Source organism: Sphingomonas sp., from assembly GCF_965200135.1.
Taxonomy (GTDB): Bacteria; Pseudomonadota; Alphaproteobacteria; order Sphingomonadales; family Sphingomonadaceae; genus Sphingomonas.
In genome coordinates, this window is sequence record NZ_CBDATK010000013.1 from 92,686 (window position 1) to 104,837 (window position 12,152).

Below are 12,152 nucleotides of genomic sequence, written 5' to 3' on the forward strand. Positions count from 1 at the left end.
GCGATCGCCGAACGGTCCGCGTATCGGAAGTCAGTCCATCAGCGCGCCGATCCACAGCGCCAGCAGCATGCCGATCGCCAGCGCGGTGTCTGCCAGCCGCGTGCCGGCGTGATCGCGCCGACGACCGACCGAGAACGCCAGGGCGACGCCCGCCAGCGCCCCTGCCGCGCCGCCGATAAGCCACTCGCGACCGAGGCGATCGAACGCGGTGTCGAATGACGTGTCCGGCCCGTGCCAGAGATGGCGCCCGATCAGCGTGGCGATAAGCGCGCCGACCGCGGCGCCGCAGACGATCGCCAGCGCCCGCACCACCACCAGCGCCGCACGCCGTGTTCTGGCCCTTTCGATCATGCGACAGGCCTAGGCGCTTGGGCTGCGGCGCGGTAGCGGCACGCACGATGTCTTCGCCGCTGCGCCTCCGCCTCGACACCGCCGCACTCGTCGACAATTGGCGCGCGCTCGACCGGCTGAGCGGGCGTGCGGCCTGTGGCGCCGCGGTGAAGGCGAACGGGTACGGATTGGGCATCGACGATGTCGCGGCGGTGCTCGCCGACGCGGGCTGTCGCGACTTCTTCGTGGCGACGTGGGACGAGGCGGCGGCGTTCCCGCCGCTCGGGCTGGCGGTGTCGGTGCTGCATGGCGTGCGCGCGGCCGACATGTCCGCTGCGCTGGCGTCCGCCGCGCGGCCGGTGCTCAACTCCGCCGCGCAGGTGGCGCGGTGGCGGGCGGCGGGTGGCGGTGCCTGCGACGTGATGGTCGACACGGGAATGAACCGGCTCGGCGTATCGACGGCGGAGGTGCGGGGCGGGCTGCTCGACGGGCTGACCATCGATACGCTGATGAGCCACCTCGCCTGCGCGGACGACGACCACCCGATGAACGCGATCCAGCGCGACGCGCTCGCCGGGCTGGCAGGGGCGACCGGCGCCCGGCGGCTCAGCCTCGCCAATTCGGCCGGGATCGCGCTGGGAGAGGACTATGCGTTCGACCTCACCCGGCCGGGGCTGGCACTCTACGGCGGCGTGCCGAGGCCGGAACTGGCGGGCGTGGTGCGGCAGGTGGTCAGGCCCGAAGCCGAGATCCTGCAACGCCGACTGGTGCGGCCCGGTGAGACGGTGGGGTACAACGCGACCTGGCGGGCCGACGCCGATACGGAGGTGGCGATCCTCAACATCGGCTACGCCGACGGCTATTTCCGCGGCTTCTCCGGGCGCGGCGCGGCGTTCGCACACGGACGAAGACTGCCGGTTCTGGGACGGGTGTCGATGGACCTGCTCGCGATCGACGTCACCGCCGCGCCCGATCTCGCGGAAGGCGACTGGGTCGGGATCGCGTTCGATCTGCCCGACGCGTCGGCCGCATCGGGGATGTCGCAATACGAGCTGCTGACCAATCTCGGACAACGATATGCCAGGGCGTGATGCTGCGACTTCGCCGTGCAACATACGCCATGTTGCGGTGCGGCAGGTTGCCGGGTAGCGTCGGCCCATCCAGAATGCGGGAACGGCGATGAAGAAGCAGACGGGCGACGGCGCCGATCAGGGGCCGGTGACGATCAAGAAATACGCGAACCGGCGGCTCTACAATACCGAGAGCTCGTCCTACATCACGCTGGAGCACCTCGCGACGATGACGCGGGCGGGTCGCGACTTCAAGGTTGTCGACGCCAAGACCGACGAGGACATCACCCACAACATCCTGACCCAGATCATCATGGAGGCGGAGGGCCGCGGCACGACGCCGATGCTGCCGGTCAACTTCCTGCGCCAGCTGATCGCGATGTACGGCGACTCGATGCAGGCGGTGGTGCCGGGGTATCTGGAAGCGTCGATGGACAGCTTTCGCCGTAATCAGGACCAGTTCCGCTCGGCGGTCGAAGGCGCATTCGCCAACTCGCCGTTCGCGGAGATCGCCAAGCGCAACATGGCGATGTTCGACGCTGCGACCAAGGCGTTCAAGCCGGGCACCGGGCCGGTGCCCGCCGCGCCGGTCGCCGCGAGCAAGGACGAGGAGATCGCGTCGCTGCGCGCCGAGCTGGCGGCGCTGCACGACAAGGTGGAGCGGCTCGGGCGCTGACCGCCGTGACGCAGGCGTGGCGGCGGCTGAGCGGCGCGCGCACCCTGCCGGTCGCGCTTGCGGTGCTGGCACTGGTCCTGTGGCTCGCCAAGCCGATCGTGTTCGTCGGCGGCGGGTCGGACGATGCCCGCTACCTCGCCGCCGCACATGCCTGGATCGCATACGGGCCGGTGGTCGGAACGCTGCACTGGGATCTGCGCCACCCCCTGGTCCTCCCGGTGGCGGCGGCGACGGCGTTGTTCGGCGAGGGCCGCTTCGGGCTGCTGCTGGTCCCGGTCGCCTATGCGCTGGCGCTGCTGGTGCTGGGCGCGGGCGTGCTGCGGGCGCGGTTCGGGGCGGGGGTGGCGGCGCTGTGGGGCGTGTTCTTCGCCACCAACCCGCTGGTCCACGAGCTGGCGACCCGCATCTATCCCGATCTGGCGGAGGCGTTCTTCATCTGCGCCTCGCTTGCCGCCTGCGATGCGGCTTCCCGGCGGGAGCGTCGCGCGGCGCTGTTGCTGATCGCGGGGCTGGCGGCGTCGGGCGCGATGCTGACGCGCGAGACGAGCTTCTTCCTGCCCCTTCTCTATGCAGGAGGCTTCGCAACCGGAACGTGGCTATCCCGGCGCGAGTGGTTGCTGGTCGCGCTCGGGGCGATGCCGCTGCTGCTGATCGACAATGGCTGGCTGTGGTGGGCGACGGGCGATCCGCTCTACCGCCTCCATGTCGCGCTGCATCATGTCGAGGTGACGTCGACCCACATGGCGGGCGGCACGTTCGGCGGTGCGGTGCTGATGAACCCGGCGTTGGCGGAGCGGTGGACGGCGGCCGGGCCGGTCGATCTGCACTGGACGGTCAATCCGCTGCTCAACCTGCCGGCCGAGCCGTTCTACGGCGGCGCGTTCCTGCTTGCGGTGGCATTGTCGCTGATGGGACGGCGTGTGCTGGATGTGCGCGAGCGGCGCTGGCTGGCGCGGGCGGGCGGGGTGGCCGCGCTGGCGTTCGCGTTCGGGACCTATGTGCTGATGGTGTCGCAGCGGCCGCGCTACTACCTGCTCGCGCTGCTCGCGGTGCTGGCGCTCGACGCGGTGCTGGCGGTGCGGCTGTGGCCGACGCGGCCGCGGCTGGTCGTGGCGCTGGTCGGGTTGACGCTGCTCGCATCGACGGTGATCGTCGCGGTGCGCCATGCGGCGGGGCAGGGGCTGCCCATGCCGGAGCCGGTCGTGGAGAGGGGCGGCAAGTGAACGGACTGATCGGCCTGGCCGGGGTGCTGACGCTGCTGGTGGTGGTCGGCGGCGTGATCGGGCTTGCCGACCGGGCGCGGTTCGCGCCGCGCTGGCTGCTCCTCGCGGCGCTGCTGGTGGCGGTGAACGACGCGCTGCTGACGCGCGGCTATGGCGTGATGCACGACCTGATCGGGGGCGAATGGAACTGGCAGGGCAAGCTGTTGGCGCTGATCGCGACGCTGGCGATCGCGGCCCTGCCGTGGTTCGGTTGGTCGCGGGTGGGGCTGACGCTCGCACAGGCGCCGGGCAGCCTCAGGGCGACGATCCCGGTCGCGGCGTTGTATTGCGCGTTCTTCCTGGCGCTCGCCGTCGCCTTTCCGGGCGGACCCGCGAATACCGAGACGGTGGCGTTCCAGTTGACGATGCCGGGGCTTGAGGAGGAGCCGTTCTATCGCGGCATCCTGCTGTTCGCGCTGGACCGCGCGTTCGCGGGGCGGTGGCGGTTCCTGGGTGTCGAATGGGGCCGGGGCGCGGTACTGAGCTGCCTGTTGTTCGGCCTCGCGCACGCCTTCGGCTATGCCCACGGCGCGTTTTCGTTCGATCCGCTGACGATGGCGCTGACCGCGCTCCCGTCGTTGGTAGCGGTGTGGCTGCGGCTGCGGACCGGCAGTCTGGTACTGCCCGTGCTGCTGCACAATTTCGGCAACGCGATCTCGCTGATCGTGTGAGCGACGTCACCGGATGCGGGGGTTGCTTTGCGCTCCGGGCGGGTAGATGTTCGCCCGTGGCGAAGCCCTGGGGAGGGTGGCTCGCCGAGTTGGGGTAAGCGCGACATGACAGGTCGGGGTACGTCGAAAGCGGCGGTGATGCTGGGGTTGGCGGCGCTGGCGGGCATTGCCGATGCCGCGCCGCAACGACGTGGGCAGGGCGCGCGTCGTGCCCGTCCGCCCGCCGCCCGACCGGCGCCCGAGCCCGCCGCCGTGGTGCTCGACGCCGATGGCCTGCCCAGCTTCGCCGGCACCGCCGCGCCGCTCGCGCCCGCCGAACAGCGGCTGCCGATCAGGGCGCTGGAAGGGCGGGTGCAGGCGATGCTGACCGCGCATTGTCCGGCGCAGCCGATCGACGGCGCCGACCGCGCGCGCCTGGTGGGGTTCGACACAGGCTTCGCGGGCGATCTGGCCGCCGCCGACGCGACGACGCGGCAGGTCGCGCTGGAGGCTTATCGCCGCTGCATCGACCGTGCGATCGCCGCGATCCAGGCCTCGCCCAACTACGTCATCCGTAATCCGCGGGAGGCGGCGTGTGTCGAGTGCCCGGTGCTGCTGTCCGACCTGGCGGTACAGGCGCCACGGCTGCGCGTACTCAAGGGCCTGACCTATCTGGCCCCGGCGCACATGGCGGATCAGAACCCCAAGGCGGCGCTGGAGACGCTGCGTCAGGGCGTGGCCGATTTTGGCGCGGTGCAGGCTAGCTTCCAGCAACAGGCGCAGGTCGCGTTCGATGCGAAGCGTCGGATCGTCCAGCAGGGCCGTCACGAGGCCGAACAACAGGCGACGACGCGCGGCAAGGGCGCTGCCCTCGGCGCGCTGCTCGGCGCTGTCCAAGGCATCGTGCGCGGCCAGGGGGCCGGGCAGGCGCTGCAAGGCGCGGGCGGCACCGCGCGGCAGCAGTTCGGCCAGATCGGTAAGGAACTGGTCGACCGCGAGCGGCAGGTGGCGCAGCAGCAGTCGGCGATCAACGCCAACCGGCGCGGCATGTTCGTCGCGCCGCCGCTGGGCAACTGGAGCGACGACGGCATCCGCGTGACGTTGCCCCGCGTCGTCGCCTCGGTATCGCAAGGTGGCACGGCGGTAAACGCGCCGGGGTTCGGGGCGCTGACCGCTACATTCCATGCCTATCGCGTCGTCCGGCTGATGCTGCGGCTCGATGCGAAGACGAGCGAGGTCTGCACCGGGTCGATCGTCGGACCGCGTCTGATCCTCACCAATCGACATTGCGCGACGACGCAGAACGGCGAGGGCGCGGTGCTGGCGCCCAACGCCTTCACCGTCGAGTGGCGCTATGCCGTCGCGGGCGACACCGACATGCGGACGGGCGTCACGACGAGCCGGGTCGCGAAGGTCGTCACCACCAGCCTGGCGGAGCGGCTGAGCCCACGGAGCATCAACGACTGGGCGTTCCTGGTGACGCGCGAAAAGGTCGGCGCGGACGGCTGGCTGCGGCTCGCCGATCCCGTGCGCGTCGCCCGCGCGGGCGAGTTCCGGATCGCGCTCGCTGGGTATTCGGCGGACCTCAATCAGGGCAGCGAGATCACGATGGACTGGGGCTGTCGCGCGCGCTGGCTCGACAATTCGATCTTCCATCGCTGCCATATGTGGAGCGGCGCGTCGGGTTCGCCGATCGTCGCCGTCGACGGAGCGTTCGCGCGCGACGAGATCGTCGGCGTCAACGCGGCGGACTATGGCGACCTCCAGTCGGGTTCGCAGGAGGGGCTGCGGGTCGGGCCGGCGTCGGCGGAGATGTATGCGACGTGGCTGCGCCTGCGGGCGGAACAGCGCGGCGACGAATAATCGGCGGCGCCTAGCGCCGTGGGCGCAGCCGGTCGATCAGCCAGCCGGACACCAGCCGCGTCACGGCAGGAGCGGTAGCGTCGAATGCCGGCTCGAGGCCCGCGCGGCGGGCAGCATCGGGCAAGGCGAGGACATGATCGACACCGGGAACGGCGACGACCAGCGCATCGGCGTTGCTCGAGAGGGCGGCCTGCGCTCCGGCAAAGCTCGCTGCGGGCGCGATCACCGCATCCGCCGTTCCGTACACCATCAGGATCGGAGCGGTGATGCGGCGCAGGGCCGCGTCGGGTGCGACCTCGTACATCGAGAGCACGACCGGCGTATCCAGCGTCGCCGTGAACTGATCCGCTTGCGCGCGGGTGAAGCCGTTGACCGCAAAGGCTTTCGTCGTCGCCGCGCGCAGTTCGGCCAGGTCCACGGCCGGCACGGCGCGGCTTCGCCCTTCCATCCATGCCGCGGTGGCGGCGACGATGCGGTCGCGCTGGATGGCGGACCGGCCGCCTGCTTCGAGGTTCGCGCGCATGGTCGTCATGAAAGCCTCACCCCGCCCGCCGGTCGGTCCCGACAGCGCCACCACCGCCGCGACATTCGGGTCCTGCGCGGCGACCAGGGGCGCTGCGACCGCTCCCTGACTGATCCCGAGCAGCGCGATGCGAGCGCCGTCGATCCCCCGCCGCGTGCGAAGATAGGCGACGGCGGTCGCGACATCGTGTGCCATGACCGGAATGGTGTCGATGAAAGCTCCTGTCGATCGGCCCAGCCCGCGCTTGTCGTAGGTCAGCGTCGCGACTCCGCCCGCGAGCAGGCGGGCACGGATGTCTGCGAAGCCGCCGCGCGTCCATCGGCCCGTGCCCGCGACGATCACCACGACGGGAACCGGCGCCGTGGCGACCGCCGGTATCTCCAGCGTTCCCGCGAGCGTGACCCCCTGTTCGGAGAAGAACCGCACCTCTTCCGATCGCGACGGAGATGCCGTCGTGGCCGGTGGCGTGGTCGTGCCGATCGTCAGGAGGCCGGCGAGCAGCGGGAAGATGGATGGTATCACGACAACTCTCTCGGGCAGGCTGAAAATTGCCTCCCGCCGTCGTCGGATGTCAAGGCGGAGAACAGGTGGCGATGCAGTGAAGCGCGCTGCGACGTCGAAACGGTTCAGCTGCGCCTGTCCGGTGCAAAGCTCGACAGCCGGGTCGTGTCGGCAAAAGCCGGACGGAATTGGAAAAGTTTCTGGTTCGATGCAACCAAACGCGACGATCGTCGTTGTGGACTTAGCCGGAACTTAGATGATCGCCTCACATAGGCGACGCAGTCGGCTTCAGGGAAAGTTGGGAGAAGCAAATGCGTACGACCGTGCTTACGGTCGCCGCCGCCATTCTGGCGTCCGCGACCCCGACGACTGCCTTTGCGGCACCATATATCGATTATACCCCCAACGTGGGTGGGACGTTCGGTAACGACGATCCGACCGTCGGTGTCGGTCGCTTCTCGAACACCTTCACGTTCGTGACCACGCTCGAGCGGCTGGCGACGATCCGGCTGTTTTCGTCGTACACGACCGGGAATATCTCGGAGAACGTCAACTTCATCTCCAACGGGGTGAGGCTCAACGGCACGGTGATCCCGACCATCTCGAAGGGGCAGGTCGAGGAGCGGTCGCTGTTCGATTTCCGCCTCGCGCCCGGCACCAACGTTCTGACGGTCAACGGGTCGGCGCAGCGTAACGGCACGTTTTTCGGGCAGATCTTCCTGGCGGGTGTGCCGGAGCCGTCGACCTGGGCGGTGATGCTCGCCGGTCTGGCGGGGGTCGGCGCGATGCTGCGTGGCCGCCGTCGATCGGGACGAGTGGTCGCTAACGCCTGATCGAGAGGGGCCGGCCGGTAAAGCCGGTCCCGCTCACAGGCACGCCTCAAGGAACGCCTGATCGAACCCGTATTGCCGTGCCTTGTCGAGCGTGTACGGGCGCAGACCCATCGCGCGATATTCGCCGATGATCTTGCCGTCGGCGCTTTCCTCAAGATATTCGAACTTGAACAGCTCCTGCGTCACGATCACCGGGCCTTCCATCCCGATCACCTCGGTGATGTTGGTGACGCGGCGGCTGCCGTCGCGCAGACGCTTGACCTGGATCACCATGTCGACGGAGTCGGCGATCTGACGGCTGATCGCCTCCTTGGGCATCTTGATGTCGCCCATCATCACCATGTTCTCCATTCGCGCCAGGCATTCGCGCGGGGAGTTGGAGTGGAGCGTACACATCGAGCCGTCGTGGCCGGTGTTCATCGCGGCGAGCAGGTCGAAACATTCCGACCCGCGGATTTCGCCCAGGATGATGCGATCGGGCCGCATACGCAGCGAGTTCTTGACGAGGTCGCGGATGCTGATCTCGCCCTGACCCTCCAGATTGGCGGGTCGCGTTTCCAGCGGCAGCCAATGGGGCTGCTGCAAGCGAAGCTCGGCCGCGTCCTCGATCGTCAGCACGCGCTCGCCGGGGTCGATCATCTTCGACAGCGCGTTGAGCATCGTCGTCTTGCCCGAGCCGGTGCCGCCCGAGATGACGATGTTGAACCGCGACGCGCCCGCGATCTTCAGCGCCGTGGCCATCTTGGGCGACATGCTGCCGAACCCGGCCATCATGTCGAGCGTGATCGGCTTGGCGGAGAATTTGCGGATCGAGATGGCGGTGCCGCGAAGGCTCAGCGGCGGCACGATGACGTTGACGCGAGAGCCGTCCTTAAGGCGGGCGTCGGCGAGGGGCGTCGTCTGATCGACGCGGCGACCGACCTGATTGACGATGCGCTGCGCGATCTGGAACAGGTGCTCCTCGTCGCGGAACTGGACCTGCGCCAGCTCCAGCCGGCCCTTGCGCTCGACATAGGTCTGCTCGGGGCCGTTGACCATGATGTCGGAGATGTTCGGGTCGGCGAGCAATTCCTCCAGCGGCCCCAGCCCCAGCAGCTCGTCGACCAGCACCTTCTCCAGCGCGAACTGCTCGCGGCGGTTGAGCGTGAGCTTCAGCTCGGCAAGCACCTCGCCGATGATCGGGCGGAACTCCTCGGCCAGCTCGTCCTTGCCCAGCGTCGCGGCGGCCTCCGGGTCGACGCGTTCGAGCAGGCGCGGGAGGACCTGTTCCTTGATCTTGTGGATCGAGGCCTCGAAGCCCTCGTTGCGGCTGCTGCCGGCCTCGCCGCTGGCGTTCTGACGATCGGTCAGCCGCTGCATCGCATCGGGATTGCCGCTCGCCGGACCAGCGGGCGCTTCCGTCTCGCCGGGGAGCGGGACCGAGTCGATCGGGGGAAACTGCGCGCCGCCCTCCGCCTCGCGCGGCGCCGGGCCACTACCCTGCATCGGCCGCGCGACGCCGAACGCCGGCCGCGGTGCCGTGCCTCCACCCATGCCGTTACGACGCCCGAACGCACTCATAGCAAGGTCACACCCTCGAATTCATGAGGTGGCGTAGGGTGCGGAAGTTTAGATTTGACTAACTATGGCGTCGGCGGCGGCGAGCCGGCCGGGGTCAGTCGCCGCCCTCGCGCGCCAGCAGCGCCTGCTTTCGCTCGAGCCCGTAGGCATAGCCGCCGAGCGTCCCGTCGCCCCGCTTCGCCCGGTGACAGGGGACGACCACCGCGAGGTGGTTCGCCCCGCACGCGCTGCCGGCCGCACGCACCGCCCTGGGGTTGCCGGCGGCGGCGGCGAGTTGCGTGTAGGTACGCGTCTCGCCGGCGGGGATGCGCGCCAGTTCGCGCCACACCGCCTCCTGAAACGCGGTGCCACGCACGTCGAGCGGCAGCTGGTGGTCGCGCGCGGGCGACTCGACCGCCGCGACGACCTGCGCGGCGAGGTCGGCGAGCGCGGCGTCGCCCGGTTCGACCGTCGCGGCGGGGAAGCGGTGGATAAGGTCGTCGCCGGTCTCGTCGAACGCGACGCGACACAGCCCCTTGTCGGTCGCCGCGATCAGCAGCGGGCCCAGGCTGGTCGCCGCCACCGTCCAGCGGATCGCGACCCCCGCGCCACCCCGCGCCCAGGCGCTCGGCGCCATGCCGAGGCGTGGCGCGGCGGCGGCATAGAAGCGGCTCGGTCCCGAATAGCCGGCGGCGTAGATGGCGTCGGTCACGGTCTTCTCCTCGGTGAGCGATAGCGCGGCATCGGCGGCGCGGCGGCCGCGTGCCCAGGCGGCGGGCGTGACGCCGGTGGCGCGCTTGAACAGCCGGTGGAAATGATGCGGCGCATAGCCGACCCGCGCCGCCAGCCCGGCGAGCGACAGGTCGGGGTCCTGCGTCAGCAGGGTCACCGCCGTCGCCACCGCGATGCGGTCGCGCGCGACCTCGTCGGGCTTGCAGCGCAGGCAGGCGCGATATCCCGCCGCGCGCGCGGCCGCGCCATCGGGGTAGAAGCCGACATTCTCGCGTTTCGGATGGCGCGCGGGGCAACTCGGCTTGCAATAGATGCCGGTGGTGCGGACCGCGACGACGAAGCGTCCGTCGGCGGCCCGGTCGCGCGCTGCGAAGGCGGCCCAGGCGGAGTCGGGATCGAGCGGCGTCATGGCACCCGTCTACGCGCGCCGCCTGCCTCCCGCATCCCGTCGCTTGCGGTCAAAGTACGGGGGTGGCCGACCTCGGCCTTCCCGTCCAAGTTGCGCCCTGATTGCGACAGTTACGTTACGGCCGGCTTGGCAGCACGGCCGGGCCACAGCATCATCCCATCGGGAACTGGGGAGGCTGAGTCATGAAATCGTTGGTTGTCGCCTTGATCGCATTCGCAGCGTCGTCGGGCGCGCAGGTCGTGGCTCCGACGGGGTCGATGACCGCGCCGAGCGTCGCGTTGCAACGCGTGTCGCTGCCCCCGCCGATACTGAAATATCTCGCGCAGCAATCGTACCAGAGCGGCGGCAAGACCTGGGTGCGCGTCACTTACGAGATCACCAACCGCGCTGTCTATCCGGCGGTGTTCTGGACCAAGGCGCCCAGCCTGCCGCCCTGCGGCACCAACGCGAACGCGTCACGCGCGTGGGTCGACATCTTTGCGGAAAACGGCACCCGTCTCTACGGCTATTGCGCGGCGACATCGGCGGACGAGTTCAGGGTGTTCGGCTTCCAGCTGGAACAGGGCGCGGCGGTGCCCGCGCGGGTCTATGTCGTCATCACCGACCGGGCTACCGGACGAAAGCTCCACTCGAACATGGCGACGACCGAGGTGCCGCAGCAGCCGGAGATTCATTGAGGCGGCGGCTTACGGATATTTCATTGATCCATGGTCCAACGCCCTGTGCGCCTGTCAAAACTCGCCGTGGAACCCACACTGACGCGCTCTTTGTCCCACGTCACCTCGCCGCTGCCGCTCGTCTCAAACGGCGGCGAGGTGCCCAGCGTCTCCTCACCCGCGAGTTGCACCAGCCTGACGAAGCCGGGCGCATCGGCGCGTCCCGTCATCCGCAACGCCTGCCATCGAGTCGCGTTGTAATAGTCGAGCCGTTCGCTGCCGTCGGGAGATACTTCGGAGTGCGTCAATGTCGCTCCGCCGGCGAAGTACGCGCCGATCGCAATGCCAGCGCTTAGCGACATCACCGTGATAATCGCGACGATCAGTCGTTTCAGACGGCGGCTCACCCGTCCAACTCCACGACGATCGGGTTTTGCAGGTTGCGGCGTCTTACATCGCTGAACACGACGAAGTCCCCACCACGATGATAATGTCGGCGATACCCGCGAAATGACGCGTTGCTAACCACGAAATTGCTGTTCTCCGATCCCTCGGGCGCGAGCTGCGGGTCGACGCCGATGGTGTACGCAAATGGATCGAAACGGGTAAAACCGGATCGGCTCCAGACGCCCAGTGACTGATCGCAGTTGAAGTCATAGGTGTCGCGCAGGTAAGTCCCAACCTGGTTCACCGACAAGCGCCAGCGGTTCTTTGGCAGCGGAGTCGCGATGCCGGATAAAGCGAGCTTTAATGCTCCTTTACCGATCGCTGCGTAGAAGTCGTCAACCGGGCCAAACATACTCGACTCTACAACGTCGCGGTTGATCTGACACTCGCGGTCTATAGCATTAGTGGAGCGCGATAGGTCGCCGAAACGGAAGGGTTGGCCCGGCGGCGAGGGGTTGGAAATGCGCTAAGCTCTGAAGCGCTTTGCAAGCTGGTTCTTGCTTCGTGCGCTTCGCTCGCCGCTGTTCCAGCTAGATAGCAGATGCTGCTCGGTCGCTGCGACGCGGTTGAAGCGCAAGGCCCAATCAATTGTAACGATCCGATCATCGTAGTCGCTGGGGCCGTCCGTGCCGTCCTTCTCTGCACGCGTCATCGCGCGCGC

The 12,152-nt window shown here is 68.8% G+C and carries 12 protein-coding genes and 1 pseudogene; 7 read left to right on the plus strand and 6 right to left on the minus strand.

Annotated elements, in window-relative coordinates:
• Positions 1 to 30: 30 nt before the first annotated feature.
• On the minus strand, positions 31 to 351 hold the full coding sequence (locus ACOFKS_RS14055) for a hypothetical protein (RefSeq protein ID WP_419809885.1): 321 nt from the start codon (positions 349 to 351) through the stop codon (positions 31 to 33).
• A 47-nt stretch (positions 352 to 398) separates the two neighbouring features.
• Between ACOFKS_RS14055 and alr the strand changes: the two genes are divergently transcribed.
• The 5 genes from alr (at position 399) to ACOFKS_RS14080 (ending at position 5,851) form a co-directional block, all read left to right on the plus strand.
• A complete protein-coding gene (gene alr / locus ACOFKS_RS14060) occupies positions 399 to 1,421 on the plus strand; it encodes an alanine racemase (protein WP_419809886.1) in 1,023 nt (340 codons plus the stop codon).
• Positions 1,422 to 1,509: 88 nt separating this feature from the next.
• The gene (gene phaR, locus ACOFKS_RS14065; RefSeq protein ID WP_419809887.1) at positions 1,510 to 2,076 is read left to right on the plus strand and encodes a polyhydroxyalkanoate synthesis repressor PhaR; all 567 of its coding nucleotides are present in this window, start codon (positions 1,510 to 1,512) and stop codon (positions 2,074 to 2,076) included.
• A 5-nt stretch (positions 2,077 to 2,081) separates the two neighbouring features.
• On the plus strand, positions 2,082 to 3,299 hold the full coding sequence (locus ACOFKS_RS14070) for a glycosyltransferase family 39 protein (RefSeq protein WP_419809888.1): 1,218 nt from the start codon (positions 2,082 to 2,084) through the stop codon (positions 3,297 to 3,299).
• On the plus strand, positions 3,296 to 4,009 hold the full coding sequence (locus ACOFKS_RS14075; RefSeq protein ID WP_419809889.1) for a CPBP family intramembrane glutamic endopeptidase, BDIM_20840 family: 714 nt from the start codon (positions 3,296 to 3,298) through the stop codon (positions 4,007 to 4,009). The genes ACOFKS_RS14070 and ACOFKS_RS14075 overlap by 4 nt, the downstream gene beginning before the upstream one ends.
• Before the next feature lie 105 nt (positions 4,010 to 4,114).
• Positions 4,115 to 5,851, plus strand: a complete 1,737-nt coding sequence (locus ACOFKS_RS14080) for a trypsin-like peptidase domain-containing protein (protein ID WP_419809890.1) — start codon at positions 4,115 to 4,117, stop codon at positions 5,849 to 5,851.
• A 10-nt stretch (positions 5,852 to 5,861) separates the two neighbouring features.
• On the opposite strand, the gene ACOFKS_RS14085 is transcribed toward ACOFKS_RS14080, so the two are convergent.
• The gene (locus ACOFKS_RS14085) at positions 5,862 to 6,896 is read right to left on the minus strand and encodes an alpha/beta hydrolase (RefSeq protein ID WP_419809891.1); all 1,035 of its coding nucleotides are present in this window, start codon (positions 6,894 to 6,896) and stop codon (positions 5,862 to 5,864) included.
• A 290-nt stretch (positions 6,897 to 7,186) separates the two neighbouring features.
• Between ACOFKS_RS14085 and ACOFKS_RS14090 the strand changes: the two genes are divergently transcribed.
• Positions 7,187 to 7,708: an FxDxF family PEP-CTERM protein gene (locus tag ACOFKS_RS14090; protein ID WP_419809892.1), complete on the plus strand. Its 522-nt coding sequence runs from the start codon at positions 7,187 to 7,189 to the stop codon at positions 7,706 to 7,708.
• Between the two features lie 33 nt (positions 7,709 to 7,741).
• Here ACOFKS_RS14090 and ACOFKS_RS14095 read toward each other — a convergent pair whose 3' ends face one another.
• Together ACOFKS_RS14095 and ada are read right to left on the minus strand one after the other, a co-directional pair.
• A complete protein-coding gene (locus tag ACOFKS_RS14095) occupies positions 7,742 to 9,268 on the minus strand; it encodes an ATPase, T2SS/T4P/T4SS family (RefSeq protein WP_419809893.1) in 1,527 nt (508 codons plus the stop codon).
• 94 nt (positions 9,269 to 9,362) lie between these two features.
• Positions 9,363 to 10,388: a bifunctional DNA-binding transcriptional regulator/O6-methylguanine-DNA methyltransferase Ada gene (gene ada, locus ACOFKS_RS14100; RefSeq protein WP_419809894.1), complete on the minus strand. Its 1,026-nt coding sequence runs from the start codon at positions 10,386 to 10,388 to the stop codon at positions 9,363 to 9,365.
• Positions 10,389 to 10,570: 182 nt separating this feature from the next.
• Here ada and ACOFKS_RS14105 point away from each other — a divergent pair, with 182 nt between their 5' ends.
• The gene (locus tag ACOFKS_RS14105) at positions 10,571 to 11,065 is read left to right on the plus strand and encodes a hypothetical protein (protein ID WP_419809895.1); all 495 of its coding nucleotides are present in this window, start codon (positions 10,571 to 10,573) and stop codon (positions 11,063 to 11,065) included.
• A 20-nt stretch (positions 11,066 to 11,085) separates the two neighbouring features.
• Here ACOFKS_RS14105 and ACOFKS_RS14110 read toward each other — a convergent pair whose 3' ends face one another.
• Complete coding sequence (locus ACOFKS_RS14110; RefSeq protein WP_419809896.1) at positions 11,086 to 11,451, minus strand: hypothetical protein; 366 nt, start codon at positions 11,449 to 11,451, stop codon at positions 11,086 to 11,088.
• Positions 11,448 to 12,143 (minus strand): annotated as a pseudogene (locus ACOFKS_RS14115) (DUF6402 family protein). Before ACOFKS_RS14115 ends, ACOFKS_RS14110 begins: the two are co-directional and overlap by 4 nt.
• Between the last annotated feature and the right edge of the window lie 9 nt (positions 12,144 to 12,152).